Raw genomic sequence first — 25158 nt, 5'->3', positions numbered from 1 at the left:
GGGAAAGTGACCATTTCGACTCTTTGATTCGCCCGCTACCAGCCATGCGCGCTTTATCCACTTTCATCGCCCTGTCGCTGCTTTCAGGATCCCTGGCAAATGCCGAGGATGCGAAGGCATCATCGACTGAGAAACTCAAGGACTCGATTCGCGAATGGATCGAAACCACCCGCGAAATCCAGAAACAGGAAGATGACTGGGACCAGGACAGCCAGGTGCTGCAAGGTCATCGGGATGGTCTTCTAACAGAGATTGAGGATCTCAAGGAGCAGATTGAGAAAGCGAAGTCGAGCAAGGGCGCGGCAGACAAGAAGTCGCTGGAAGCGGTGGAAAAATACGATGCCTTGAAGTCCGCGAATGATCTGCTGGCTTCACGCCTTTCCGATTTTGAGAAAGCGATGGTGGAGCGACTGCCGATCCTTCCGCCGGCACTGACCAAGGAGCCGCGGGTGGCGCAGATGATTTCGGATCTCAAGGCGGCGGCAGCCAAGCCGGAGCAGGCTGAGCAGGGTGGCAATGCACGCCTTAACAATGTTCTGAACCTGATGGCGGCAGCCGAGCAGTTTCAGGGATCGGTGCATCTGGATAGCGAAAGCCGCAAGGTGGCGGATGGACGCGAGCTCAAGATCAACATGGTCTACTTCGGTCTCGCGGCAGCCTATGGTGTGGATGATGCGGGTGAAGTGGCCTTTGTCGGCAAGCCGGGTCCGGATGGATGGGCTTTCGAAGAGAAGAACGAGCTGGCTGCCGATGTGCGGGCACTCGTCGATGTGATGAATGGTGATGCCGACGCCAAATTTATTTCCCTACCGATCAGTCTACCATGAAGACCTTCATTTTTCCGGGCCTGATGGCCCTTCTCCTGAGCGCTTCGCCCTCGCCGGCTCAAACTGCGGGTGAAGCTCAAATCGAGACGGCACGCAAGGAGCTCGAAGCGACATCGCGCGAGTATCAAGGCATGCGCACCGCGCTTTACCGCGAGATCAACACACTGGATGACGAGGTGCTGAAGCTCTCACGTGAGCTGAAGGAGCTCGAGCGTGAGGAGGCGATGCGCACCAGCAAGCAACGCACGACCGAGCGCAACACCCAGATTCTGCGCGCCAACTTCGACTATGCTGTGGGCGTGCTCCGTCAGTATGGTGACAATCTGACGAACCGTCTCCATGCGGCGGAGAACCAGATTTATCGCGAGAAGCTCCAATCGATTTCCGAAGCGGCACTGGCTGCCAAGGATGATCCGGAAAAGGAGATGGAGGCGCGACTTGAAGCGCTCGAGATTGGCTTGAAGCGCTTGCCTGAGCTGGCTGGTGGTCAGCGATTTCAGGGAAAGGCGATGCGCAACGGCACCGAGGCCAAGGAAGGGGAGTTCATGCTGCTCGGTCCTGCGGCCTACTTCCGGTCAAGCGATGGTGAATTTGAAGGCGTCACGACATTCGAAGAAAACAATACCGGCATTCCGACGGCCGTGGGGGTCAAGGTGGCAGAGGATGGAATGATTGCCACGGCGGTAAGCAACGGAGCGGGCCACGTTCCTTTCGATCCCACGCTTGGTAAGGCCCTCAAGGTGGAGGCGGCTGAAGAGTCGCTTATAGAGGTGATTGAAGCTGGCGGCATTGTCGGCCATGCAATTCTGCTTCTCGGTTTGGTGGCACTGGGTCTGACGGTCTTCAAGGTCCTTGAGATCACGAGATTTCCCGTGCCATCGCGTCGCAAGATCAATGAGATCATCGATGACCTGGTTTCCGACCGTCAGGAGGAAGCGAGGAAGAAGGCGGCAGGCCTTCAGGGCATGTCCGGCGAGATGGTGAGAACAGGAGTCGAACGCTTTTATGAAAAACGTCGGGTGCTGGAGGAATCCCTCTTTGAGAAGATGGTTTCGATCAAGCCACGGCTCGATCGCTTTCTGCCCTTCCTTGGTCTAACAGCCGCGGCCGCGCCATTGATGGGCCTGCTCGGCACCGTGCTCGGCATCATCAAGACCTTCAAGGCGATGGCCCTTGATTCCGGTAACAAGCAGGCATTCACCGTGGGAATCTCCGAGGCCCTGATCACCACCGCGGAAGGTCTGGTGGTGGCGATTCCGGTGCTCGTCCTGCATGGCATGATGAAAAGTCTGGCGAAGGGCAAATTCAGTGAAATCGAATCCATCGGCATTGCCCTGATCAATGGCACGACGGAACTCACTGGTGGCGAGAAATCCGTCATGGGCACCGATGAGGGTGAAGATGACGATTCCGAACTCGTCCCCAACCCCGCATAAGTCATGTTCGTTCTCGCTGAGGGTCAGGGACTGGTTTCCGAGGTGCTCGAGGTTTTCACCTCGGGTGGCTGGATCATGTTGATGCTGGGAAGTGTGGCATTCATTCTCTACGCGACGGCATTCGCAGCCTTTGCCTATGTGAATCGAGGCAATCTAACAGGCGAAGACTCGCATGAGTGGGAGAAGTGGATTGAGAATCCGGAGTCGGCGGAAGGCCGGATGGGTGAGGCGATCAAGTATGTGATGCATGGGCCGCGGCTGACGATCAAGACGGTGCAGCGGCGATTTGCGGAAGTCCGCCTGAACCTCCTGTCGGCGATCGATCGCCGCCTGCTGGTGGTCAACACCCTGGTAGCCGCCGCGCCATTGGCCGGCCTGCTGGGAACGGTGATGGGCATGCTGGCGATGTTCAACGGACTGGCTCAGGGCGGGGGAGCGGCGGCCATGACGCGCGTCGCCGGCGGGATGAAGGAGGCTCTGATCACGACTCAGACGGGACTGACCATCGCGCTTCCCGGGCTGTTCATTGCCCTGATCGTGAAGAGCAAACGGGACCGGATCTCCGCCGCTCTGACCCGACTCGAAAGCCAGATTCTCTGCGCTCGGTTTCAAAAGGATCACTAATTCAATTTTTACTCGTTATGTTTGGAAGAAGTCTTGGAGATGACGCGGATGAAGAGGTGCACATCGACCTCTCGCCGATGATTGACTGCATTTTCATCCTGCTGATCTTCTTTATTGTGACCACCGTCTTTGTCGATGAGACGGGGGTGAAAGTGAACAAGCCGGACTCGGGTGGTGCGGCGAGCGCGCTGGATAGCAACAGCATCCTGCTGGCCGTGACGGCGGAAGATAAGGTTTTCTATTCCGGCGAAAGCATCGGAGTCCAGGGGGTTCTGAGTAAGATCAAACCCAGTCTCATCGAGACGCCGGACATGCCGGTGATCATTCAGGGTGACAAGGAGGCCTCGCACGGAATCGTCCAGCAGGTGCATGCGCAGGCGATCCTGGCTGGCGCTCAAAAAGAACGAATCTCCGTATCGCTGAAGTGAGCAAGCCGCGTCATGTCTACCGCCCCCCTCGCGGACGTTACTCCGGGATCTTCGCGATCATCGGCGGCGTCATTGCGACCCTTGCGGTCTTTGTGGCGATTCCGCTTTCGCAGAAGCTTTCCGACATGACGAGCCCTCCTGCAGTGGTGATGCCCGAGCCGGAAGCCGCGCCACCACCGGAACAGGAATTGGTGATGGAGGAGCCACCACCGGAAGAGCCGGAGGAAGAGCCGCCCGAACCCCCTCCGGAATCAGCGCCGGATCTGGACATGGCACTGGATGTCGGTGATCTTTCGCTCGGTACGGGTGGCGGCTTTGCGCTGAGCATCCCGAACTTCGCGATGGGCGGTGGCGACGATGCCTTTGGCGGCGGTGATCTGGAAACGCCCCCGCAACCTTATGTGAAATCCCAGCCGGTCTATCCCAACAACCTTCTTAGCAAGGGTGTGGGTGGAAAGGTGGAGATTGCTTGCGTGATCAATGCGGATGGAGGTGTCGGTAGCACCAAGATCCGCAAGTCATCCGGGAACAGCAGTCTCGATCAGGCCGCGCTGAAAGCAGTGCGGAAGTGGAAATTCAAGCCAGCCGTCCGCGGTGGCAAAAAAGTCAAGGCAACCTGTGTGGTGCCATTCAATTTCGAAGTGAAACGATGAGAGTTATGACCAATCCCTTTTCACGCCGGTTGTTATCGGTGTTGCTCCTTGCCACGGCGTCCATGACGGCGGTGGCCGAGAGAATCATTCCTCCGCGCAACCTTTTTCAGGATCCCGAGTTCGTCAGGGACTTTGTCGGGAGTTATGGGTTTCTATCCGATGTCGAGCCGAAGGTTTCCCCTGCGGAAAGCCGGATGCTGGTGAAGATTCGCGAGCTCTTCGATGCGGCGAAATTCAAGGAGGCGGAGACCGAGTTGATCCGATTCATCAAGGAGACCGAAGCCCCCACGGATCCCGAGAAGGAGCCGCAGGAAATCAGTGCGGCGATGGTCTTCGTTTTGGGAAACCTCTATTTCAGCGCGGACCGTAGCGAGGAAGCTCGCCGGGCCTTTCTGGAGGCGATCCGCCGATTCCCGAAGTTCCGCCGCGCCCACGTTAACCTCGGCTACCTCTACATTTCGAAAGAGGACTTTGATAAGGCGATGGCGCACTTTCAGCAGGCGGTTTCCCTCGGTGAAGGAAATCCGCGGGTCTACGGATTGCTGGGATACACCTACCTTTTGAAACAGAAGCCGCTGGCGGCGGAGAATGCCTATCGTCAGGCCTATCTGCTCGATCCCGAGTCGCGCGATTGGAAGCTCGGACTGGCTCAGGCACTGATCCAGCAGGAGAAGATGGAGGAAGCGAGTTCCATGCTGGGCACGCTGATCGAGGAGTATCCGGAGGATCGCGACCTGTGGCTGCAGCAGACGAATGCGCTGCTCGCCCAGGAGAAGAAAATGGAGGCAGCGGTGAACCTCGAAGTGCTGCGGATGAAGGGTCTGGCCTCCGAGTCGGAACTCACGCTGCTGGGCAACCTTTACATGGATCAGGAAGAGCCTCAGTTGGCGCTCTTCGCTTACACGGCGGCGATGAACAAAGAGGAGAAGCTCGATGTCCAGCGATCGCTCAAGGCGGCGCGGATTCTCAATGACTACGGGTATCCGGATAAGGCCGAGGCATTCGTGATGCAGATCCGGGCAAAGGCAGGCAGCAGCCTGAGCGCGGAGGACGAGACCGAGTTGGAATTGGTTGAAGCGAAGATCGCGCGTTCGGCAGGTGATCTGGAACGCGTGGGCCAGGTGCTTGAGGGACTGGTGAAGCGCGATTCGATGAATGGCGAAGTGTTGACCGAGTTGGGCAACCACTATGGAACCATGGCGAAGAGCGAGGAAAACGAAGAACGCCGCGCCAAGCTGATCGTCGATGCGAAAACCAATCTCCAGCTGGCCGCAGGCATCGAGTCATCGGCCTACGCCGGCAACCTCGCGCTGGGTCAGCTTTTGGTACGAGAAAGGCAGTACATCCAGGCGATGCCGGCACTGGATAAGGCGCTCGAGCTCAAGCCTAGTGAAAGCTTGAAGAATTACGTGAGCCGGGTCCGACGTGCGGCGGACAGGGAGCAACAAAGAATCGAACGAGAGGAAGCCGAACGTGAGGCGAAGAAGAGCGAAGAAAAGACAGAGCCATGAAGACCATGAAACCATTTCAAATCATCACCCCGTTCCTGCTTCTTTCCCTGCCGCTGGCGGCGAATGAAGCGCTCGACATCCTTGAAGGAAAGAAGGAGGTCAACGAGATCGATCTTCCGCCGCTTCCCGAGGAGGAAAGCGAGGAGGTCGGGGGTGAAGTGAGCTATGTGGCACCCGAGTGGGCACCAAGTCCGCTCGATCCGGTCTGGTCACGTGCCGTGCTTTTCGAAGACAATGACAACCCGTGGGTCCAGCAGCTCGCCATCATGGGGCTCTTTGAGTTTTCGGGATCATGGGGTGATGCGAAGACCGAGGGGGCCACGGACACCGACCTGAACACCACAAGAACCCGCCGGGCGCGTCTCGGGGCACGGATGAAGGTGTTTGGAAACACCGAGATCGAGGCCGTCGGCGAGTTTGCAGGCGACGCCGACTTCCAGCGAATTGAGCGACTCAAGGCGAAGACTCAGATTCGTCCGAACTATTATGTCAGCTACGGCAAGATGAGGCCACGTTTCGGCATCGAAGGTTCGAAAGAGCCGCATCAACTCCTCACGCCGGAGCGCACACTTCTCTCCAACATGCTGATGCCGGCAGAGACGCTCGGTGTTTCCTTTTCTCAGGACTGCGCGCCTTGGGACTGGAGCATCGGCTGGTTCTCGGGAGACTCCGATCGCTACATTCCCGGCTTCCACGGAGACGGATTCCTGGCCGGTAGTCTGGCCTACGAAAGCGGCGAATCCCTCGAAGGCGGTGGATCCATGCGGACCCGCTGGCACCTTGACTATATCTACAATCTGGATGGAAGAGACAGTCGGTCGATTCCCCGCTACGATGTGGCGGGACGGCGTTCGGCGAACGGCAACCAGCTCATCGCGAACAACCCCGCCTTCACCCATCTGTTTTCGACCGGGATCGAGCTGGAGGGCGATCGCTTCGCCTTCGAGGGCGATTTCCAGCTGGCGAATGGAGATCTGAATGCCTGGGGCATGACCCTGACTCCGAGTTATTGGGCGGTTCCGGGAACCCTCAAGGTTGTGGGACGCTACCACTACGCCGATACGGATGATGCGGCCGGGCTGGTGGGTGGTCTTGGGGCGGGCAGTGACCCCTTCTACGACACCTCGCCGTTGTTTGTCGGGGATGAATTCCACTCCTTCTATCTCGGTGCGAACCTGCACCTCTATCAGGACAAGGTCACGGTGCTCAATGGACTTGAGTATGCCCTCATGAAGGACGATGCCGGCGGATTCGAAACTGATGCCTGGGTCTGGCACACGGGCGCACGGCTTTCCTTCTAACAAGACGACAGATGAAACACTATTTTACCATCCTGATGCTTGGCGCCCTGCCGCTGGCGGCGGCTGAACTGGACATGTCCGGCGTCGGCCGGGACCTCAACGGCTGGAACGAAGACCAGCTTGCGTGGTATGGCATCGACGGCCTGAGCTTCCGGGCATCGACGCCGGTGCTGCGCTCACTGGAGGGGGGCACGCTGGAGATCACGATGAAGCTTGAGCAGGTGGTCAAGCGGGTGAGTGTTTACACGGCGGAGATCCGCGTGGTCGTTACGAGTGACGGACTGGTGCGGGCTGCGGAAATCAGCGGCGAAGTCGATGGTGCGCCCTTCGATACCGGTGAAGTGACGCGGCCGGAAATGGCCGTGGCGGCGCCGGATGCGGTTCCCGTGAGTGCGGAGGCCGAGATGCGGGAGCAGCTCTCCCAGAGCCTGGATTCCGCGATTGTAAGAGCGAGAACGAGTGGCAAGCAGGCCCGTAAGGACGTGACGGCTCGCTTTTTCGGAGCGGATGCCGGTGAGTCGGGCACTCTGACGAAAGCAACGGATGTGGCGGTGAAGAGCCTCTTCCGCAGGGTCCATCCCTAACGCAAAAAAAGGCCCACCTGATGCGGTGGGCCTTTGTGATGAGAATCAATGGGGCGGGTTTTACTCGCCTGCGTTTTCCGAAAGCCACTTCTCGCGGGCCTCGAGGTTGGCCTGCATCTTGAGGATGCTTTCGCGCTCGTCCACGGCTTCGTCGTATTTCTTGAGCACCGCCCAGTGGTCGTCCTGGATGTCTCCGCGGGCATCCTCGAACATCTCCTTGAGGCGGTCGGCGGTGTCCTTGTTCGCTTCATCGCCGGAGGTGGTGCCAGCGGGGGTGGAAAGCTCCAGAAGTTCCTTTTTCCGGCTCGAGAGCATCGCCTGATTGCGGGCAAGTTCCTGTTTGGCGAGGATGGTGTTGGCCGGGCTCAGCTTGCCGTCCTTGAGCCTCGCTTCGACTGCCATGATGCGGCGATCAAGATCTTCGATGGCACCTTCAAGCGCCTGGGTCAGATCGCGCAGTTCGTTCTCGGTGGCGACACCCTGCCGGCGGTTCTGGCGCCATTCCTCACTGATGCGGGAGTCCTCGTGATACCAGCCGTTGTAGTAGTCGCCGCCGTCGCCTTCATACTTTTTGACGTCCTTGCCTTGAGGCATGCTCTTGGCGAGTTCGATGATCTGGCTGGCACGCTTCTCAATGCGGGCGTCAATCTTGTTGATGCTTTCATTGAGCGGATCCGAGGCGCCGGATTGGTCGGTGCGGATGCGTTCGAAAATTTTCCGTCGCTCGGTGGCGTAGGCATTGATGGACTTCCGCAGGCCTTCGATGACCTCGCCTTTCAGCCGGGTGATCCGGGTTTTCGAGGACTCGGAATCTTCAAGGCGCTTGAGGGTATCGATGACCCGATCAATCTTCTTTTCGGTGCGTTCGTCGAGGGTCTTGATGTCGGCGATGAGTTCCTGAAGCCGCTCCTCACGGGCTTCGATGTTTTCCTTGAGTTGGACCACGGAGGCCTTGCGTTCCTCCATGCTCATGGTGGAGGTGCTGTCCTGGGCGTTGAGGACGGGAAGGGCGAGAAGTGTGAAGAGCAATTGGGCTTTCATGAGCCGAGAAATATCACAGGGGTTAGAGTGGGGCAACCTCCGGATTCGGGGGAGAATGACATGCGTTTCCGCTGGGCCCGACGGGTGCTCAGAGCGAGCCGCTCCGCAAGGTGCCTTCGGTGACGCCGAGCTTTTCGATGGCTTCGACCTCGGCGAGGAGTTCACTGGGGAAGCAGCGTTCGGCGAGGAGTTTCTGGTAGGCTTCGATGGTGCGGATGGCGGTGGCGGAGTCCTCGTCGAGCAGCTCGATGCGGAAGCGGGACAGGCCTTTTTCCCGCAGCGATTCGTAGAATCGGGCTCCGGTCTGGGCGCGGCCGTTGAAGAGCGTGTTCCGGCAACCGACGTCGGCCTGCAGGCGGTGAAGCTGGCCGACCCGGTCGCGCAGATGAACGACGTGCTTTTCACAGGGCCGTCCGCAGTCCTTGTAGGTGGTGCCTTCGCTCAGGAAGGTGCAGAACACGCAGTGCTCCATATGAAACATCGGCATGTGCTGGTGAAGCGAGATCTCGAACCACTCGGGCGGAGCATGGTCGAGCAGATCGAGGACCTGGCCGATGTTGAGATCGTAGGAAACGGTGAGGAGATCGAGCGCTGCCTGATCCTTGAGCAGGGCGGCAGTGATGGGATTGGCGACGTTGAGGGAGAAGTCGCCGGTTTTCGCGAGGTCGCTACGATGTTTGTAGTAGTTGAGGGAAGCGAGGTTGCGGAGCAGGAGTCCGTCGGGCTCGGCGCGCTCGATGAGCTTGAGGTATCCGGTTTCACCAGGCTTGAGGATGCGCGGAGTGGCGAGGTGGATCTTCGCGGTTCCTTCGCGAACGAGGCTCACCGCTTCCTTGAAGCGGCGCGGGTCTTCGAAGTCGCAGTAGATGATGCTGGCACCGCAGGTGAGGGCGGCGCTGACCTGGTCGAGGCTGCGGCAGAGAATGGAGAGCTGGGGGGGCAGCGAGGAACTGGACTCTCTTTTTGGGAGGAGGTCCTGGTAGCTGATGGTGGTCGCTCCGGTTGCAGCGCCGACGCTAGTCAGCGGTCCGAGCTTTTCGATAAGGTCGCGGCGGAGTTGGTTGAGGGCGGAGAGGGGGAAGTGACAGTCGCCGACAAGTTGGTTGTCGAGGGAGGCGAGCTCGTAAGGGGTATCTCCGAGGCGGCTGAGCTGCTTGGTGAGGGTCTCGGTGTTGAGGGGGTGCTTTGAGGCTTCTTGGAGGGCTTGCTCGCTGGTGACTTGAGATTCACCGCTTCGCAAAATCAGTGGCTTGCCAGGGGCTCCTGCGACGGTGAGGTGGAGAGGTGATTTTTTCGGCGTGAGCTTGGCATTCTGCCAGAACTTGCGGATCTCGGATTCGAGGGCGGGGTCGGAGGTCTTGTAGAGGGTGATGCCGGGGCGGATGCGGTCGAAGTTGATGCCGCTGAAGGTGCGGTGGAAGATGATGCGGTCGTTCTCAACCTTCCAGATGCGCGCGCCTTGCTCGAGGTCGCGGTTTTCTCCGGCATCGAAGACGATGCCGTCGCCGGCTTTGAGCGGCGGATTCTGTTCGGATGGCGGAACGTCGAGACGAATCCAGCCGTTCTGGGCTTCGGTGATGGTGCCGAGAAGGGGGCCACGCTTCTTTCCGAATCGACCGTGGGTCAGGTAGGGGTGATCGGTTCCGGCGAGCCAGCCGGTGGTGAGACCACGGGAAAAGGTCATCTCTAACGCATACCTGTCGGCGTGCGTGATGGGAGATGGAGGAGGGGAGATGGAGGATGAAAGGCAGGCGTCGATGGCTTTGCGGTAGACGCGGGTGACGGCGGCGACGTACTCGGGGGTTTTGAGCCGGCCTTCGATCTTGAAGGATTTGACGCCAGCCTGGATGAGCTCGGGGATGAGGTCGACGGCGGCGAGATCCTGCGGGCTGAGCAGGTAGCGGTGTTCACCGAGGTCCTGGACTTCGCCATCGACGAGGATTTCGTAAGGCATGCGGCAGGCCTGGGCGCACTCGCCGCGGTTGGCGGAACGCTGACCGAGGGATTCACTTGTTAGGCATTGTCCCGAGTAGGCGACGCAGAGGGCGCCATGGACGAAAACTTCGATCGGAGTGACGGTCTCGGGCGAGGTGGTGATTTTGGTGATCTCCTTGATGGAAAGTTCGCGGGCGAGCACGGCGCGCTCCATGGGGAAGAGCGATTCCACGAACGCGAGACCTTCGGGGGAGGTGATGGTCATCTGGGTCGAGGCGTGGAGCTCGACATTAGGAGCAATTTCCCGGGCCATTTTGGCCAGGCCGAGATCCTGAATGATGAGAGCATCGACACCGGCTTCGGCGACGAGTCGGAGCTGCGCTTCGGCGGCTTCGAGTTCGCTGGTAAAGATGAGGGTGTTCATCGTGACGAAGCCTTTGACGCCGTGCTGGTGGAGGAACTCCATCAGTTCCGGCAGGTCGTCTTCGGTGAAGTTGTCGGCGCGGAGGCGGGCATTGAAGGCGGGGAGACCGAAGAAAATGGCGTCGGCCCCGGCGGCGACGGCAGCGCGGGCGCAGTCCCAGTTTCCGGCTGGGCTGAGAAGTTCGGGATCGGTCATGGGGAGGTATTGAAACGCCAAGTGGCCAAGGACGCAAAGGCGGGGTTGTGATAATTTTGAATGGGTGCTCGCGACTCCAATTGCGGGACGGGGTTCATCACTCTGGAACCATGTTGGCACAAGCAAAAGACGAATGGACGGTGAGCGAAGCGGCGCATTTGATGCGCAGAGCGGGATTCGGCGGATCACCGGAGGAGATTCAGAGGGTTTACCAACTCGGTCGGGCGGCGGCGGTGGAGGCCTATTTGAACCCGCAGGAGCCGCTCGATGCTTTCCCGATGCCGGCTTGGGCCGATCCGAAGACGGCCTTCGTGACCATGCGGGAAAACTTTGCGAAGCAGCGTCAGGCGCGGATGGCGGCGGAGCGGGACACGAGCGAGGCCGCTCAGGAGAAGTTCCGGGTGCAGCAGCAGGAGCGGCAGCGCGAGAGCCGTCGGCAAGGTTTCGAGGGACAGGCTTGGTGGTTTGGGCGGCTGATGAATTCGCAAGCGCCGCTGCGGGAAAAGATGGTGCTTTTCTGGCACGACCACTTTGCGACATCGCTTCAGAAGGTGAAACAACCGGCGCTCTTGCTGAAACAGAACCAACTGTTTCGCGAGCATGCCTTCGGGGATTTCAAAGCACTGACTCATGCGGTGCTGAAGGACCCGGCGATGATGCTTTATCTCGATACTCAGGCGTCGGTGAAAGGAAAACCGAATGAGAACTTCGCGCGTGAGGTGATGGAGTTGTTCACGCTGGGTGAGGGGAATTATTCGGAAACTGATATCAAGGAGGCGGCGCGTGCTTTCACGGGGTATCGATTTGATCGTCGGGAAGGAAAGGTCATGCATGTGCGCTTCCAGTGGGATGGCGGGGAGAAAACGGTGTTCGGAAAGACGGGGAAGTTCGATGGCGATCAGCTCATTGATCTGTTGTTCGAGCAGGAAGCGGCGGCGGAGTATTTGCCGACCAAGCTGTGGAAGTATTTTGTGGAGGACGAGGTGCCTGCGGCGATCAGCAAGCGGCTGGCGAAGACTTTCCGCGAGAGCGGTTTCGAGGTGGAGGCTGTGCTGCGCGAGATCTTTTTGTCGCGGGCATTCTACGATCCCACGGTGATGCGGAATCAGATCAAGAGTCCGATTCAGTTTTTGATTCAGATGTCGCGCGAGCTGGAACTCGATGAACTGGCTGGCGGTCACGTGACGGTGGCGCAGGTGCAGCTGGGGCAGGTGCTTTTCATGCCTCCGAATGTCGCGGGCTGGGACTGGGGCAAGGCTTGGATCAACACGAATACCTTGCTGAGTCGCTACAACATCGCCGGGATGGTGACGAAGGGCGCGGAGTCGACTGGTCAGGAAGATGCGGGTGGCGACGACATGATGATGGAGATGGCCAAGGAGGCGAATGGTCCGATGGCGCGGATGATGGCGCGTGGGACGCAGTCATGGGAGGGGCCGGACTATGAGAAGATTGCCCCGAGAGCATTGCGGGAAGATCCGGAGAAGTTGGCGGACGCGTTGATGGCACGCTTGTTCCAGGCAGAGCTTGGGAGCAAGCAGCGTGAGACTTTTGTGGAGTATGCGAAGGCGAAGAAGGGCGCGGTTTTCACCAATCACGAAGTGGCGGAGCTGTGTCATCTGATGATGAGCACACCGCACTACCAGCTCGCTTAGGCTCGCTGGAATTTTCAATGATCAATTTTCCAATTTCAAAACGATGAAGACGGACCAGTGAAGCTTTTGGACCAGGATGGATGGGATGGATAAGATAGATGACCATTTTTCTGATATCCTATTCGTCCGATCCATCTTGGTGCTGGAATTCTAACAACGAACTTTTAGAAGCTATGAAGACGAGACGTGAATTTTTGAGGTCGACGGTGCTGGGGGCATCGGCGACGTGGACGGTGCCGATGTTTGTGGAGCGGACTTTTGCCGACATGCATGTCGCGGCAAAGGATCTGGCGACGCAGGCGGTGACGGGGAAGGATGATACGATCCTGGTCGTTCTTCAGATGGCGGGCGGGAACGATGGTTTGAATACGATCGTGCCGTTTGAGGATGATGCCTACTACAAGGCTCGTCCTCGATTGGCGAAGAAAGAGAAGGATTTGATCAAGCTGGCGGATGGAGCCGGGCTGAATAGCTCGATGCCTTATCTGGGGCGTCTCTTCAAGGAAGGTGAGCTGGCGGTGGTGCAGGGGGTGGGATATCCGAACCCTAACAGGTCGCACTTCGTTTCGACGTCGATCTGGGAAACGGGGGATACGGCGAATCGTTCGAATACGGGATGGCTTGGTCGATATTTTGACAATGCCTGTCCGGGCGCGGATCCGACGGTGGGAATTTCGCTCAACAAGACGCAGCCGGAGAGCTTCGGGGCGCTGAGGAATCCCGGAGTTTCGCTGAGTTCGCCGGAACTGTATCGCTGGATGCACAGCGGTGGTGAAATGGCGGAGGCGGAGAGGTTGTTTGATTCGCTGAATTCACCGGACGCGCCGGTGGATGGCGCTTCGATCGAGATGTTAGGGAAGGCCGGTGGGATTGTGGGCGAGGACAATCTGGCTTTCCTGGAGCGTGTGGCAATGGATGCGCGGGTGTCTTCGAAGACGGTGCTGGAGATTGCGGCGAAGCACCGGACGAAAGTGCGTTACGGGGCGACGCCGATTGCGCGGAGCTTGAACATGGTGGCGCGGATGGTGGCCGGTGGGATGCCGACGCGGGTTTACTACGTGAGCCACGGCGGCTTCGATACGCACAACCAGCAGATCAATTCACACGATCGATTGCTCGGGCAGTTGGATGATGCCTTGAAGTCGTTTTTTGCGGACTTGAAGGATCAGGGAAATGCGGATCGCGTGACGCTGATGACCTTTTCGGAGTTTGGTCGGCGGGTGAAGGAAAACAACAGCGCGGGCACGGATCACGGGCGGGCATCGTGTTTGTTCGTGGCGGGTGCGCCGGTGAAAGGCGGGCTATACGGTGCGGCCCCGAGTTTGACGGATCTGGATAAGGGAGACTTGCTGCACTCGGTGGATTTCCGTCAGGTGTATGCGACGGTCCTGAAGGACTGGATGCGAACGAATCCCGCGCCGATCTTGAAGGGGGAATATGGGACGCTTGGGTTTATGGGGTGAGGACCGCTGCGCGGGAGTGCCGAGTGCCGAGTGATCAGTGATCAGTGATCAGTGATCAGTGATCAGTGAGAAGTGAGAAGTGAGAAGTGAGAAGTGAGAAGTGAGAAGACCCTTTCGCTCCGGGTAATCGCGTGAGGCGAAGCCTTTTACCGATCTTTCTGACCACTGCCCCCTGAATCCTGACCCCCAAAGCCGGAACAACCAGTGGTCGTACGATCAAGCTGGCAGCCTAGCCCACGGTCGCTAGGCTGCGCGCGTGCTGGATGGTCCGTGGGAACTTGCTTTGGCGCTGCTAGCAGCGTTTTGCGTGGGGGTATCGAAGGCGGGGTTCAGTGGAACCTCGCTGTTAGGGGTAGCGATTTTCACGCACCTCTACGGGGCGAAGGCACAGGCGGGGATGGCGCTGCCTTTGCTGATTTTGGCAGACATCATCGTGTATCCGGCCTTTCGGAAATACGGGAGCTGGAAGGACGTATGGCGCTTGCTGCCGGCGGCTCTGGTGGGTTTGGCGATCGGCTGGTGGCTGTTGGGAAATGTGTCTGAGCTGGTGGCACGGCGGACGATTGGCGTGGCCATTTTGCTGATGCTGGCGCTCCAAGGACTCAGGGCGTTGAGACCTGGGGTGTTGGAAAGGATGGCGAACCATCATGCCTTCGGCACGGCGGCAGGCGTGACTGGCGGAGTGACGACGATGCTGGCCAATGCGGCGGGTCCGGTGATCCAGCTTTACCTGCTCTCGCGGCGGCTGCCGAAGATGGAGATGATCGGGATCGGCGCGCGCTTTTTCCTGCTGATCAACATCATCAAGGTGCCAATCAATGGGCAGCTCAATCTGATCAACTCGGAGACGCTGATGGAGAACCTCAAACTGGCGCCGGGGATTGTCGCCGGGATCTACATCGGGAAATGGGCCCTGCTGAAGGTGCCGCAGCGCGCTTTCGAGTGGATGATCCTGGTCTTCGCTGCGATGGCGGCGGTGAGGATGCTGAGCTGAGCCTCAGCGGTGCTGCTGGATCGCCTGCCAGTTCTGATAGGCCATCGAACCGAGAAATAAGGCGATGAAGTACTGCTTGTAGATCACGCCGAGGACGGTGATGACAACCGCGGTGGCAAAGCTGATCCAGAGGGTGGTGCGGGTGCGTTTCGGACCAAGGGTGTGCTCGACCAGACGTCCGCCGTCCAAAGGCAGCACAGGAAGCAGGTTGAAGATGGCCCAGATGAAACTAACAGCCACGCTGTAGGTCACAAATCTCTGGATCATCGTATCGGGCAAATTGCCGAAAAGAAGGATCAGCAGAAAAATGCCACCCCAGATCAATTGAATGCCGGGGCCAGCCGCAGTCACGAGGAAGTTCTGACCACGGGTAAAGGCTCCGGCCGGAAACGCGGCATAGCCACCGAAGGCTTCGAGGACGATTCCCGTGGGGGCGCCAAAGGCGCGTCCGACCAGGGCGTGCCCCAGCTCGTGAACGAGAATGGAAAGCGAGCCGGCAATGACGAACAGGGCGATGAGGATCACGGCATCGCGCGAGCTGCCCGAGCCGGTCCACAGACTGCCGAAAATGATCATGGTGATCCAGAACCAGGGCCGGATTTCGATCGGGATGCCAAAAAGGGAGAAACGAACCATGTGGGCGGAGGTCTTAAGCCGGGAATGAAAGGGGGCAAGCCTCAATCGCGCGGGGGGGCAGAAGTCCGCTTCGCCCAACTAGGGGCCGACGAAGCCTGCCGATGGATCCCGGCAGCGATTTCATGCCGAGACACGGCAGTCCTCGGGTCAGCGGACTCAGTCCTTTTTCTTCTTCGGACGGGCTTCCCGTGGCGGGAACTCAAAGCCGATCTTGCCGGTCTTCGGGTCGAGCGTGAGGAAGGCGTCGAAGGGACGCTTCGTCTTGTTCGAGATGAAGCCTTTGATCAGGTCGGTCTTGCCTTCGGTGACGAGCTTGATCGTCTGGGCCTGCTCGATTTCCTTCTGAAGAATGGACTTTCCAAGACGGAAGCCGTCGGGGTCGTTCTTGGTTTTGATGCCGGGAACGAGGTAGGCTTTGTCGGTGGCGTAGACTTTGAGCTCCTTGCCGTCGCGCTCGACCTTCGCGATGATCTGGTCGTCGGTGAGGTCGTCGAAGGAGTCCTTGTCGTCGCCGTCGAAGACGAAGTTGATCTTGAATTTGTCGTCGAGCTCGAGCGCTGCTTCGAAGGGCTTGTTGAATCTCGAGCGGAAGCCTTCAAGAGGTCCAACGAACTTGGTGGTGAAGAGCTGGCGGGCTTCTTCTTCGGAGAGCAGGCGGCTGGCGATGTACTTTTTCGAACGGAATCCGCATTCGGGTTCGCGGCATTCGTAGGTGGCGTCGGTGACCTTGAGGGTGCTGGCGCCGCACTTTGGGCAGGGAGCCTTCAGGTCGGGGAAAGTTCGGCTCTTCAGTTCGGTGGCGAGTCCTTTGGCCTTTTCCACGATGTCAGTCGTGTAGGCCTTGATCTCGTTCATGAAGGCGTCACGGGCGAGTTGGCCCTGCTCCATTTGACGAAGTTTGTATTCCCAGTCGCCGGTCATCTGGGGCGAGGCGAGACCGTTGATGTCCATTTCCTGGACGATCTTGATCAGGCGCATGCCATTGGCGGTGACGTGCAGCGGTGAACGACCGCCGTCGCCATCGCGGGCGATGTATTTCTGGCGGATGAGCGCTTCAATGATCGCCGCGCGGGTCGCCGGAGTGCCGAGTCCGCGTTCGGACATGGCTTCGGCGAGAGCTTCGTCGTCGAGCAGCTTGCCGGCGCCTTCCATGGCGGAGAGCAGGGTGGATTCGGTGAAGCGGGCGGGCGGTTTGGTTTGCTCGTCGCGGATCTCGATTTCCTTGGTCTCGGCGGATTCTCCGGGAGCGACGACGGTGAGGTCGTCCTTGCCGGCGGCGATGCCTGGCTTGCGTCCGTAAACGGCGAGCCAGCCAGGATTGATGAGCACGCGGCCTTCGGTCTTGAAGACGTCGGTGACGTCACCGGTGGTGATCTTGGTGAGGCGGGTCGTTTGTTCGAACTCGGCGTTCGGGAAGAAGACGGCGATGAAGCGCTTCACGATCATGTCGTAGAGCTTTTCCTCAGGCTCGCTGAGCTTCACCACGCGTCCGGTCGGGATGATGGCAAAGTGATCGGTGACCTTCTTGGAATCGAAGACGCGCTTCGAGGTATGAAGCTTGGCGCCGTCGGAGCCCTTGAGAACGGCCTTGGCGAAATCGGCGACGGGGAGATCGGAGTTGGCGATCTCGGACATGGTTTCGCGGACGGTTGCGGCATAGTCCTCGGGGAGGTAGCGCGAGTCGGTCCGCGGATAGGTCACCATCTTGTGCTTTTCATAAAGCGACTGGGCCAGCGAGAGGGTGCCTTTGGCGGAGAAGGGGGCTTCACGCTGGAGGGTGGTGAGGTCGTAAAGCTGGGGCGAGATCTGGGTGGAAGGTCGCTTGGTTTCCTCGATCTTGCCGGTCTTGCCATCGCAGCGTTGCTTGATGGCATCGGCGAGCGTGCGGTCCCAAATCCGCTCGGGGCGGGCGTGGGGTTTCTCGGCATCCTTTTTCCACGACTCATCGAACCAGCGGCCCGGGTAGTCGCCGGCCTGCACGCCGAAGGTGCCGTGGACTTCGAAGTAGTCTTCCGGCTTGAAGGCGCGGATTTCGGCTTCGCGTTTGGCCAAAATGGCGAGCGTCGGGGTCTGGACGCGGCCGGCGGAGGTGATGTTGAAGCCGCCGTGGCGCGAGTTGAAGCAGGTCAGCGCGCGGGTTGCATTGAGGCCGACGAGCCAGTCGGATTCGGAACGGCAGCGGGCGGCATCAGCGAGCGACTGCATTTCCTCGTCGGAGCGCAGTCGGTCCCAGGCATCGAGGATCGCCTGATTGGTCATCGATTGCATCCACAAGCGCTTCACCGGCTTGTCGATTTTTCCGATGTCCATGATGTAGCGGAAAATCAGTTCGCCTTCGCGGCCGGCGTCACAGGCATTGACGATTTCGCTCACGTCCTTGCGTTTGGCGAGCTTGAGGACCTGGCGGAGGCGCGGCGCGGTTTTCTCGACGGGATCGAGCTCGAAATGGTCGGGGATGGCCGGGAGAACCTGGAAATTCCAAGGGAGTTTGTTGCCTTTCGGGCCGACGGGCATGCGCAGTTCGACGAGGTGACCGACGGCCGAGGTGATGATCGCCTTATCGTTTTCGAACCAGGTTTCGCGGGCTTTTCCCTCTTTGGTGAACTTGCCGAGGACTTTCGCCAGCGATTTGCTGAGGTCGGTCATGACGGATGGTTTCTCGGCGATGATCAGTGTTTTTCCCATGAAGGTGTCAGAGTGGTCGGTGAGGAGCCACTAGCGGGCCGGAGGGCAACTTGGCAAGGGGATTCCCGATTTGGGTGGGCGATCCCCGTAGGGGATGGAATTTGAGGGGCGAGGAAAATGGAGGGGGCGGCGAGATGGAAAAGGCGCTGAGATGGAAGAATTTGGAGCGCGCCCGCGCCGATGGTCGGTGGGTGGCAGAGCGAGTCGGAGCCTGCCCGCCGAAGCCTTGCGCGAAGGAGGGAGCGCCGACACCGCTTTGCAAGCCACCTTGATGACTCCGATTTCAGGATGAGTGCTCGATGGAGGAATGAGGCAAATCGCGGAGGTAGGGTCGTTTAGCTGTTTTGAAAGCGAGGATGCCGGTTGGCGGTGGGCTTTGCTGCTGCGGGCTGGGATGCTTGGGACTTTGCTTGGTATTAGTTACCGGTGGGGAGAGTGGCAGGCCAAAGCTTGCTAGAATCGGTTTGCACAAATGTGGGTTTGTGGGGTATGATGGGCGCAACGGAAGGGACTTGAATCATGAGCAGAATTTCAATCGACGTATCTCCTGAGGAGCACAGGAAGCTGAAAGCCATTGCCGCCCTGAAGGGAAAGTCGATGAAGGATTACCTGTTAGAGGGGAAGATCGACATCGGAGCAGGCGATGAAGAGAAGGCCTTGGTAGAGCTGGAGGCGTTGCTTGATGCGCGGATCGACCACCATGGGGAAAGCCAATTGAAAGGCAGATCATCCGCCAGCGCCATCTTGCAGGACATTCTGGAGAGTCGCTGACCCATGCCGAATTTTGAACTATCCCATCTGGCCGATGGCGACATCGCCGGGATTATTCGCTACACCATCGTAAAATGGGACGACGAGCAGGCGATCCGCTATGTCGGTTTCCTCGACGCCCACTTTGAAGCGATTGGCAAAGGGGAGGCCCGCACAAAAGCGGTCTTTGGACACCGTGGCGATCTACGGGTGTCCCGTTGCCAGAGACATGTAATCTTCCCCCAAGAGCGAAGCGGGGATCACCCATTGATCCTTGCCGTTTTTCACGAGAGCATGGAACTGATGGAGAGGCTCAAGGAGCGCCTGGATTAGTCGGCGTATGCGAATGGCAGGGATGCTGTGCCGCAAAACACCACTTTACGGCAACTACCAACGGTAGATAGTTGTTTCATGGACACGGCGAAGCCATTCAAGAGCGGGCGCAGCCAGGCAGTACGTTTGCCGAAGTCATTTCGCTTCGAAGGCGATGAGGTCGTGGTGACACGGCTTGGCGCTGCGGTGGTGCTGGAATTCTGGACCAGACTGGGTTGCTGTGGCTGGCTACCCATTCGCGTCAGGTTAAGGAGCAAAGCATTGGATATCAGTGAATTAAAACAGTAAAAATCCAAAAATAGAGTTGACGAGGTGAGCGAGCCGGCAAGCCCGCGGTGTTCCTCTTGAGTTTTTTCCAGCCATCGACGGCGAGCGGGTTCCCAACTGGAAGCTGGAAAAGTTTCCGGAAGATACGACAGGGAGTGCCTACGCAGTTCGTCTGACCACAGAGAGAAGTGACAGACACTTTCGAGACACACAACAAGCCTCTCATAAAATCGGCTGGTTCTCATGGACTCGACCGTGACAAGTGCAGGTGCTGCATCGAAACATTTCTATCATCTACCTGCGAATCACCGGCTTGTCCTTGGCGCGGGGTTGGCGGCGTTCGGCGAAGAGCTGCTCTTTAGTCTGCGGATCGAGACCGTCATACACCACGCCGGTGAGATCCCTGAGTCGGGAGGCTAAGCGGGATTTCGAGTTCCAAGTGTAAACAAGGGTGCGTCCCTGCCGTTTGCAGACCAGTGTGCCGGAGCGCTCGAAGCGATCCAGTTGGCGCTGGACGGAATCCAGCGATACGGCAAAGTCACGGGCGATGGATCGTCCGTAGGCTTCCCCATGATGGAAAAGCGCCAGAAGCACTGCTTCCGCCGCTTTTCCGCCAAACAGATCCTGGAGCGCCGTTGAAACCATGACCTGAATGTCCGGTCATATGACCCGAATAGCCAGTCATAAGTCGCGAGGGAAGAACCCGATTGGAAAAGCTGCACGGAGGAGAAGCTATGGAGATACGTGGCCCGGCATCTGGGGGGTGCCGGGATCCGCTCGGTGTTGGTCGGTGGCGCGGTGGTCTCGATCTACACCGAGGGGCTTTATCGCTCCGGCGATCTCGACCTGGTGCCGGACGATGCGGGTCGGACAAGATTGGCGGAAGAACTTGCGCGCATCGGTTTCGAGCCCTCACGTTCCCGCTATTTCAAGCATCCCTCCTGCCCTCACCTTTTCCTGGAGTTTCCGCGCGGCCCGGTCGAGATTGGCGAGGAGTTTCCGGTGGTGCCTGCGGATATCGAGGTTGAAGGTCGGACGCTCCGCTTGCTCTCGCCGACCGACAGTGTGAAAGACCGGCTTGCAGGCTACATCCACTGGAAAGCCCGTGCGAACTTTGACCAAGCGGTGCTGATCTGCCGCTGCCAAAAGAGTGAGGTCGATTTGGATGCCGTCCGGCGGTGGTGTGAGGGAGAGGGAGGCGCGGAGGCTTTCCGGGAATTGATGGAGAGGCTTGAGGAAGAGGCGGTCTGAAGTTCGCTTCATGGTCATCGGAGGCTACGCCGTGATCCATCACTCTCGACCCCGCTACACCGGCGATCTGGATCTGTGGATCGACTCGTCGCCTGAAAATGCCCTGCACGTCGTCACCGTCCTGCAGGAATTTGGATTCCGCCGGATGCGGTTTCCACCGAGATGATCACCGATGGCAAAAAGATTATCCGCATGGGCTTCGAGTCGATGCGGCTGGAGTTGTTCACCAGTATCCCGGGCATCGAGTTCAGCGGCTGCTATGATCGCCGGGATCTCGTGGAAATCGGGAGCATGATGATCCCCTTCATTTGCCTCGCGGATCTGAAAATCAACAAGCTCGCCAGTGGGCGCCCGAAGGATCTCCAGGATCTCGAAGAACTGCTGTAGTGCTATGATCTTGAATGAGGTCTACCACCGGCAACTGGATCTCTTCCTGCTATCGCTTCCGGTGTTGCCCTACGGTGGGGAGTGCGCCCGGCATTACGGGGAAATCCGTCGGCATCTGGAGGTGTCAGGGACGCCGATTGGCGCGATGGATCTGCTCATCGCCGCACACGCGAGGGCGGCGGGCCTGGTGATGGTGACGCACAATATCCGCGAGTTCGACCGTATGCCTGGACTGGTGGTCGAGGACTGGGCGGTGGGTTGAATTTTTTGTAGAGGGGCAGGCGCATTGAGCTGCTTTGGCACTTTGAACGCTTTGAGATGGATGGTAGATCGGACGATGGGCTGAATTAAGTTTGGCGAAGTCAGTTTCTGCGCTTTGCGACTGCAGTCTCGACTCCTTGTATCTCAACTAGAACGCTTTGACTGCGACCCCTTTCACTTTCAGGAACGAAGGGGTGCGTGGTAGGCGGAGAATATAAACTCAGAGGAAGAAACGGCTGGCAATGAATTCCTGATTGTTCATTTTCCTCATGATGTCCAAGTAAAAAGACCGGCGACTCAAGCAGATTGAGCAAGAGCGTCTACAACGTGCGAAAAGTCGTCGTTGGGGGGTCGCTAGTGCGGCGATTGTGATTCTTCTGGCAGGAGCAGCGATTTGGAATCGCAAAGCGAACGAGGCCAAGGTCAGTGCCATTTCGTCTAATTCTCCGGCTTACGAAAAGTGGACGCTTGCCGCCCTACTTGCGCTCGAGCCGCATCAAATAGATGAGTTGGACATTGGACTGATCAATCTCCTCTGCGCGGAGGGTCTCCGAGGATCGGAGTTACTGGACTTGGACAATTCTCTCGACCGAATCGACGAAATGGCAACTCGTGTCCGGTTGGAAACTGACCGCAATATGCATCGGTTCCGCTCGAATCCTGCCGACTATGAGAACTCGGAACCTTATTACCGCATGGCGATGCTCGTGACCGTGCTCCAACAGGACTTCGGGATCATCTATAATCCGGATCGGGTCACTCCAGTCGGTGTGTTCGAGTCGAACGACAAATTCTTTGCGGATTCACGAGACGTCTTTATCCATGGCCTCACAGGGGAAAACAACTCAGGAACCTGCTCGTCCTTGCCCTCGTTCTACATTGCCGTTGGCAGACGACTCAAGTATCCGCTCGCCCTCGTCAGTGCAAAAAACCATCTGTTCGTGCGCTGGGAGGATCAGGAGACACGCCTCAATATTGAAGCTGCTGGCATTGGGGTGAACACCTACGATGACGATCACTATCGAAAATGGCCCTATCCGATGACCAATCAAGAGGAGAAGGACAACGGCTTCATCAAAAATATGACCGCCGCCGAGGAATGTGCCGTGTTCATGTCGATCCGTGGGCATTGCCTCATGGCCGCAGGACGGAGCGATGAGGCAATATCCGCTCACGAACAGGCTGTTCGCCTCGCACCGCAAGCCCAGCTTTACGGGATCATTCTCGACATGGCCAAACGCGAAGCTGCCGCACGAGCTGCGTCGAAATTCCGGGGAGCTGGCATGCCGCCAGATCCGACTCTTTGGGGCGAGCCTCCCGAAGTCGCTTGGATTCTCTGGCATCAGCAGCAAACCCTACGAAATCAGGGGCCACTCCACTCCGGCGAACCACCCGGCCACGCGGGCGAACACCTATCCGATCCCACACCCCGTCCTCCAATGCCAGGTCAACCCTTTGGGAATCCCAATTTCGGCTTGCCGCCGTCCCCCTCAAAACCGCTAAGTCTCCACAAAAGCAGGTAAACTTATGAGAAATCTAAAATTCATCTTCTTAGCGCTCGTTCACTTGGTCTTTTTGGCCAACTCAACGCAGGCTCACTATGATCCGAATGTTGGACGCTGGCCATCTAGGGATCCGATTGAGGAAGAGGGAGGGGTGAACCTGTATGGGTTCGTCGGGAATGATGGGGTGAACCGGTGGGATTATTTGGGGCTTGCTGGAAGAAGAGGGCCGACTCCCAAGCTGGATACTCAGGATATTGTGTCGAAGAAGGACGGGGCCGGCACCTGTGGCGGTGCTCAATGGGTTATCAAGTGGGTTCTTTCAGGCGCCGAGCAGGGACAGAAAGGCGTTATAGCACAGCAAGTCAAATGGGACGGTTGGTATCAGATTTGTGGTAAGAAAGCCAAACAAATCAGAGATGGGTTCAAAGAGGATGTGGCGGATAAGATGCTAGAGAAGCAGAATCCATTCGCGTTACCCAACCTGACAGAATACTGGGAGACCAATGGGAATACCGTTAATCGCAACAAGGACACTTGGATCCAAAGCAGATATGGCGGCTTATGCACGAAAGGAAAAATCACGATTACCGCAACCGCCGCCTACTTCCCCGGCCAGGGAGTTCCGGGTAACGCTAAGCCAGGTGATCAAGGCGGTCATCCATATAGCGGAACACTCCCTTCGATAGTTGGTCATGCGTGGCCGGGTGGTGGGAACGTTTTGATTGCCCACAAGAAACGGAAGATGACGATCAGCTGGGATTGCTGTGATAACAAGATGAACCCAACAAAGGTCAGGTAGCAATGATGCGGCTTGGTTTGATTCTATCGCTGATGTGCGCCTTGTGTTCGTGTGGCTACATGGAAGGAATCGAAGGCGTGTCGCCCACATCGGAAAGGGAGCAGGTCGAGACGGCAGTCAAGAAACTGTCCACCGGATCTAGACTGCTAGGTTCGTTTGACAGCGTAAGTAAGGCTTGGCTTGTCGAGAATTGCAGAATGATTCCGACACAAGCTGATAGTAGGGCGCGTTTTGTAATTGGGGAAAGAGAATGGGACGACTTCGTTGTTCTGACTGTTGCAGGAGATCTTGGATTTCACATTAGCCTCACTGATTTTAAGTTAATTGTCGCCTCGGATGAGCCGGAGCAATGTCCGGTGAACTTGCGTGGAGCCAAGATTAAGCATGTTGGTTGGGCAAAAGTGCGGAATGGATCGCTTGTCGATCTTTAAAATCTGAACGGAGAATAGGGGTCAGTCAAAACTTTTTGACATGGCGTTCACGCGGGTAGCCGAGAGCTGCATCGACGCCCACCAGGGCGACGCCCCTGGAGCAAGGGGGGACACCGGCAAGGCCTGAAAAAGCCTCTTCCTTTAGCCGCCGAAAGTCGCTAGGACTATGCCCAGAATTTTGGGCTACTACCTGTCAGAACCCGCGCCGAGCAAAAGCGACCCCACCGCGAAAAACCGCGTCTGGGGATTTTTTGCTGAAAGTGTTTCGGAGAGCTTAGAGGCTCGCCGTGCCGTCCTAGAAACGCATCGGGAAAACTACGGCGAGTCACGGAAGACCGCGTCGGGTATCCCTCTTTGGCTATCTAGGGACCCGATTGGTGAACGGGGCGATGTGAACCTTTATACGTTTGTCGGGAACGACATGATCAACAAGGCGGACTACCTCGGGTTGATCATCGTCGATGTTAATCCCGCGGACAATGAGCCTGGTTACGAGATAGATAGGAATACAAAAAACAAGGGTCCCGGCGGAACCAGCTTTAAAGGGTCAACTTTCAGTTGTTCTTGCGAATGCCCGAAGGATTACAACCCCGAGCAGCATTGGCAACTAAAGTGCGTCGCTGATCTAACTGCTAAGATTTTTGTCTATCCCAATTAGGCTCTCCTGAGATTTTAGTGGGTAAGCGGGCATTGATTTTTGAGCGTGAGATTACCCGCGATCCAGTAGGCGATGGCACGAAAATTCTCGAAACGACGGTATCCTCTAGCTCGTCTTTTGGCTA

27 protein-coding genes are annotated in these 25158 nt (G+C 58.0%); 22 read left to right on the top strand and 5 right to left on the bottom strand.

All coding sequences use genetic code 11. From position 1 onward, the window contains the following. Positions 1–44 precede the first annotated feature (44 nt). Genes ACFQY0_RS19210 through ACFQY0_RS19175 form a run of 8 tightly spaced genes read left to right on the top strand, consistent with a single transcriptional unit; the run spans position 45 to position 7364 of the window. Positions 45–827 carry a DUF3450 family protein gene (locus ACFQY0_RS19210; protein WP_379715946.1) on the top strand — a complete coding sequence of 261 codons (783 nt, stop codon included), beginning with the start codon at positions 45–47 and terminating at the stop codon, positions 825–827. Then, positions 824–2263, top strand: a complete 1440-nt coding sequence (locus ACFQY0_RS19205) for a MotA/TolQ/ExbB proton channel family protein (protein ID WP_379715943.1) — start codon at positions 824–826, stop codon at positions 2261–2263. Before ACFQY0_RS19210 ends, ACFQY0_RS19205 begins: the two co-directional genes overlap by 4 nt. Positions 2264–2266: 3 nt before the next feature. Continuing rightward, positions 2267–2887, top strand: coding sequence for a MotA/TolQ/ExbB proton channel family protein (locus ACFQY0_RS19200; RefSeq protein ID WP_379715940.1), 621 nt, complete (start codon positions 2267–2269; stop codon positions 2885–2887). A gap of 17 nt (positions 2888–2904) precedes the next feature. Next, positions 2905–3315, top strand: a complete 411-nt coding sequence (locus ACFQY0_RS19195) for an ExbD/TolR family protein (RefSeq protein ID WP_379715937.1) — start codon at positions 2905–2907, stop codon at positions 3313–3315. Further along, positions 3312–3968, top strand: a complete 657-nt coding sequence (locus tag ACFQY0_RS19190; RefSeq protein WP_379715934.1) for an energy transducer TonB — start codon at positions 3312–3314, stop codon at positions 3966–3968. Before ACFQY0_RS19195 ends, ACFQY0_RS19190 begins: the two co-directional genes overlap by 4 nt. Further along, entirely contained in the window at positions 3965–5479 is a 1515-nt protein-coding gene (locus ACFQY0_RS19185; protein WP_379715931.1) for a tetratricopeptide repeat protein, read from the top strand. The genes ACFQY0_RS19190 and ACFQY0_RS19185 overlap by 4 nt, the downstream gene beginning before the upstream one ends. 5 nt (positions 5480–5484) lie before the next feature. After that, the gene (locus ACFQY0_RS19180) at positions 5485–6780 is read left to right on the top strand and encodes a porin (protein ID WP_379715929.1); all 1296 of its coding nucleotides are present in this window, start codon (positions 5485–5487) and stop codon (positions 6778–6780) included. An 11-nt stretch (positions 6781–6791) separates the two neighbouring features. Beyond that, entirely contained in the window at positions 6792–7364 is a 573-nt protein-coding gene (locus ACFQY0_RS19175; RefSeq protein ID WP_379715926.1) for a hypothetical protein, read from the top strand. A 60-nt stretch (positions 7365–7424) separates the two neighbouring features. On the opposite strand, the gene ACFQY0_RS19170 is transcribed toward ACFQY0_RS19175, so the two are convergent. Together ACFQY0_RS19170 and ACFQY0_RS19165 are read right to left on the bottom strand one after the other, a co-directional pair. Beyond that, positions 7425–8405, bottom strand: coding sequence for a hypothetical protein (locus ACFQY0_RS19170; RefSeq protein ID WP_379715923.1), 981 nt, complete (start codon positions 8403–8405; stop codon positions 7425–7427). 88 nt (positions 8406–8493) lie between these two features. After that, positions 8494–10959, bottom strand: a complete 2466-nt coding sequence (locus ACFQY0_RS19165; protein WP_379715920.1) for a U32 family peptidase — start codon at positions 10957–10959, stop codon at positions 8494–8496. Between the two features lie 110 nt (positions 10960–11069). Between ACFQY0_RS19165 and ACFQY0_RS19160 the strand changes: the two genes are divergently transcribed. From ACFQY0_RS19160 to ACFQY0_RS19150, 3 genes are all read left to right on the top strand, one after another. Further along, the gene (locus ACFQY0_RS19160) at positions 11070–12614 is read left to right on the top strand and encodes a DUF1800 domain-containing protein (RefSeq protein ID WP_379715917.1); all 1545 of its coding nucleotides are present in this window, start codon (positions 11070–11072) and stop codon (positions 12612–12614) included. Between the two features lie 173 nt (positions 12615–12787). Next, complete coding sequence (locus ACFQY0_RS19155; protein ID WP_379715914.1) at positions 12788–14077, top strand: DUF1501 domain-containing protein; 1290 nt, start codon at positions 12788–12790, stop codon at positions 14075–14077. 256 nt (positions 14078–14333) lie between these two features. Next, entirely contained in the window at positions 14334–15071 is a 738-nt protein-coding gene (locus ACFQY0_RS19150; RefSeq protein WP_379715911.1) for a sulfite exporter TauE/SafE family protein, read from the top strand. A gap of 3 nt (positions 15072–15074) precedes the next feature. On the opposite strand, the gene ACFQY0_RS19145 is transcribed toward ACFQY0_RS19150, so the two are convergent. Both ACFQY0_RS19145 and topB read right to left on the bottom strand, forming a co-directional pair. Continuing rightward, positions 15075–15707, bottom strand: coding sequence for a site-2 protease family protein (locus ACFQY0_RS19145; protein ID WP_379715908.1), 633 nt, complete (start codon positions 15705–15707; stop codon positions 15075–15077). 156 nt (positions 15708–15863) lie between these two features. After that, a complete protein-coding gene (gene topB, locus ACFQY0_RS19140; protein ID WP_379715905.1) occupies positions 15864–18392 on the bottom strand; it encodes a DNA topoisomerase III in 2529 nt (842 codons plus the stop codon). Between the two features lie 519 nt (positions 18393–18911). On the opposite strand from topB, the gene ACFQY0_RS19135 reads away from it, so the two are divergent. The 3 genes from ACFQY0_RS19135 to ACFQY0_RS19125 all read left to right on the top strand — a co-directional run bounded on the left by ACFQY0_RS19135 (position 18912) and on the right by ACFQY0_RS19125 (position 19763). Beyond that, positions 18912–19163, top strand: a complete 252-nt coding sequence (locus tag ACFQY0_RS19135; RefSeq protein ID WP_379715902.1) for an antitoxin — start codon at positions 18912–18914, stop codon at positions 19161–19163. A gap of 3 nt (positions 19164–19166) precedes the next feature. Next, on the top strand, positions 19167–19475 hold the full coding sequence (locus tag ACFQY0_RS19130; RefSeq protein WP_379715899.1) for a type II toxin-antitoxin system RelE/ParE family toxin: 309 nt from the start codon (positions 19167–19169) through the stop codon (positions 19473–19475). 78 nt (positions 19476–19553) lie between these two features. After that, positions 19554–19763, top strand: coding sequence for an antitoxin (locus ACFQY0_RS19125; protein WP_379715896.1), 210 nt, complete (start codon positions 19554–19556; stop codon positions 19761–19763). A 273-nt stretch (positions 19764–20036) separates the two neighbouring features. Here ACFQY0_RS19125 and ACFQY0_RS19120 read toward each other — a convergent pair whose 3' ends face one another. Beyond that, positions 20037–20387, bottom strand: a complete 351-nt coding sequence (locus ACFQY0_RS19120) for an ArsR family transcriptional regulator (RefSeq protein ID WP_379715894.1) — start codon at positions 20385–20387, stop codon at positions 20037–20039. A gap of 99 nt (positions 20388–20486) precedes the next feature. Here ACFQY0_RS19120 and ACFQY0_RS19115 point away from each other — a divergent pair, with 99 nt between their 5' ends. The 8 genes from ACFQY0_RS19115 to ACFQY0_RS19080 all read left to right on the top strand — a co-directional run bounded on the left by ACFQY0_RS19115 (position 20487) and on the right by ACFQY0_RS19080 (position 25034). Continuing rightward, entirely contained in the window at positions 20487–20993 is a 507-nt protein-coding gene (locus tag ACFQY0_RS19115; protein ID WP_379715892.1) for a hypothetical protein, read from the top strand. A gap of 10 nt (positions 20994–21003) precedes the next feature. After that, positions 21004–21159: a hypothetical protein gene (locus ACFQY0_RS19110; RefSeq protein ID WP_379715889.1), complete on the top strand. Its 156-nt coding sequence runs from the start codon at positions 21004–21006 to the stop codon at positions 21157–21159. Next, the gene (locus tag ACFQY0_RS19105) at positions 21156–21380 is read left to right on the top strand and encodes a hypothetical protein (RefSeq protein ID WP_379715886.1); all 225 of its coding nucleotides are present in this window, start codon (positions 21156–21158) and stop codon (positions 21378–21380) included. Before ACFQY0_RS19110 ends, ACFQY0_RS19105 begins: the two co-directional genes overlap by 4 nt. A 10-nt stretch (positions 21381–21390) precedes the next feature. Then, a complete protein-coding gene (locus ACFQY0_RS19100) occupies positions 21391–21642 on the top strand; it encodes a PIN domain-containing protein (RefSeq protein ID WP_379715883.1) in 252 nt (83 codons plus the stop codon). 637 nt (positions 21643–22279) lie between these two features. Then, positions 22280–23164, top strand: coding sequence for a tetratricopeptide repeat protein (locus ACFQY0_RS19095; RefSeq protein WP_379715881.1), 885 nt, complete (start codon positions 22280–22282; stop codon positions 23162–23164). A 4-nt stretch (positions 23165–23168) separates the two neighbouring features. Next, complete coding sequence (locus ACFQY0_RS19090; protein WP_379715878.1) at positions 23169–23945, top strand: RHS repeat-associated core domain-containing protein; 777 nt, start codon at positions 23169–23171, stop codon at positions 23943–23945. 197 nt (positions 23946–24142) lie between these two features. Then, positions 24143–24376 carry a hypothetical protein gene (locus tag ACFQY0_RS19085; protein WP_379715876.1) on the top strand — a complete coding sequence of 78 codons (234 nt, stop codon included), beginning with the start codon at positions 24143–24145 and terminating at the stop codon, positions 24374–24376. Between the two features lie 178 nt (positions 24377–24554). After that, entirely contained in the window at positions 24555–25034 is a 480-nt protein-coding gene (locus tag ACFQY0_RS19080; RefSeq protein ID WP_379715873.1) for an RHS repeat-associated core domain-containing protein, read from the top strand. The last annotated feature ends 124 nt before the right edge of the window (positions 25035–25158 follow it).

The organism is Haloferula chungangensis (assembly GCF_042664875.1).
Classification (GTDB): domain Bacteria; phylum Verrucomicrobiota; class Verrucomicrobiia; order Verrucomicrobiales; family Akkermansiaceae; genus Haloferula; species Haloferula chungangensis.
Note: the sequence above shows the minus strand (reverse complement) of the source record. Positions and strands in the feature narration are given on the sequence as shown.

What these genes read in the sequence shown, in the direction of transcription:
- ACFQY0_RS19210 (WP_379715946.1), top strand. Translation starts at nt 45, where the DNA reads ATGCGCGCTTTATCCACTTTCATCGCCCTGTCGCTGCTTTCAGGATCC.
- ACFQY0_RS19205 (WP_379715943.1), top strand. Translation starts at nt 824, where the DNA reads ATGAAGACCTTCATTTTTCCGGGCCTGATGGCCCTTCTCCTGAGCGCT.
- ACFQY0_RS19200 (WP_379715940.1), top strand. Translation starts at nt 2,267, where the DNA reads ATGTTCGTTCTCGCTGAGGGTCAGGGACTGGTTTCCGAGGTGCTCGAG.
- ACFQY0_RS19195 (WP_379715937.1), top strand. Translation starts at nt 2,905, where the DNA reads ATGTTTGGAAGAAGTCTTGGAGATGACGCGGATGAAGAGGTGCACATC.
- ACFQY0_RS19185 (WP_379715931.1), top strand. Translation starts at nt 3,965, where the DNA reads ATGAGAGTTATGACCAATCCCTTTTCACGCCGGTTGTTATCGGTGTTG.
- ACFQY0_RS19180 (WP_379715929.1), top strand. Translation starts at nt 5,485, where the DNA reads ATGAAACCATTTCAAATCATCACCCCGTTCCTGCTTCTTTCCCTGCCG.
- ACFQY0_RS19175 (WP_379715926.1), top strand. Translation starts at nt 6,792, where the DNA reads ATGAAACACTATTTTACCATCCTGATGCTTGGCGCCCTGCCGCTGGCG.
- ACFQY0_RS19170 (WP_379715923.1), bottom strand. Translation starts at nt 8,405, where the DNA reads ATGAAAGCCCAATTGCTCTTCACACTTCTCGCCCTTCCCGTCCTCAAC.
- ACFQY0_RS19165 (WP_379715920.1), bottom strand. Translation starts at nt 10,959, where the DNA reads ATGACCGATCCCGAACTTCTCAGCCCAGCCGGAAACTGGGACTGCGCC.
- ACFQY0_RS19160 (WP_379715917.1), top strand. Translation starts at nt 11,070, where the DNA reads ATGTTGGCACAAGCAAAAGACGAATGGACGGTGAGCGAAGCGGCGCAT.
- ACFQY0_RS19155 (WP_379715914.1), top strand. Translation starts at nt 12,788, where the DNA reads ATGAAGACGAGACGTGAATTTTTGAGGTCGACGGTGCTGGGGGCATCG.
- ACFQY0_RS19145 (WP_379715908.1), bottom strand. Translation starts at nt 15,707, where the DNA reads ATGGTTCGTTTCTCCCTTTTTGGCATCCCGATCGAAATCCGGCCCTGG.
- topB (WP_379715905.1), bottom strand. Translation starts at nt 18,392, where the DNA reads ATGGGAAAAACACTGATCATCGCCGAGAAACCATCCGTCATGACCGAC.
- ACFQY0_RS19135 (WP_379715902.1), top strand. Translation starts at nt 18,912, where the DNA reads ATGAGCAGAATTTCAATCGACGTATCTCCTGAGGAGCACAGGAAGCTG.
- ACFQY0_RS19130 (WP_379715899.1), top strand. Translation starts at nt 19,167, where the DNA reads ATGCCGAATTTTGAACTATCCCATCTGGCCGATGGCGACATCGCCGGG.
- ACFQY0_RS19125 (WP_379715896.1), top strand. Translation starts at nt 19,554, where the DNA reads ATGGACACGGCGAAGCCATTCAAGAGCGGGCGCAGCCAGGCAGTACGT.
- ACFQY0_RS19120 (WP_379715894.1), bottom strand. Translation starts at nt 20,387, where the DNA reads ATGGTTTCAACGGCGCTCCAGGATCTGTTTGGCGGAAAAGCGGCGGAA.
- ACFQY0_RS19110 (WP_379715889.1), top strand. Translation starts at nt 21,004, where the DNA reads ATGGTCATCGGAGGCTACGCCGTGATCCATCACTCTCGACCCCGCTAC.
- ACFQY0_RS19105 (WP_379715886.1), top strand. Translation starts at nt 21,156, where the DNA reads ATGATCACCGATGGCAAAAAGATTATCCGCATGGGCTTCGAGTCGATG.
- ACFQY0_RS19095 (WP_379715881.1), top strand. Translation starts at nt 22,280, where the DNA reads ATGCATCGGTTCCGCTCGAATCCTGCCGACTATGAGAACTCGGAACCT.
- ACFQY0_RS19090 (WP_379715878.1), top strand. Translation starts at nt 23,169, where the DNA reads ATGAGAAATCTAAAATTCATCTTCTTAGCGCTCGTTCACTTGGTCTTT.
- ACFQY0_RS19085 (WP_379715876.1), top strand. Translation starts at nt 24,143, where the DNA reads ATGATTCCGACACAAGCTGATAGTAGGGCGCGTTTTGTAATTGGGGAA.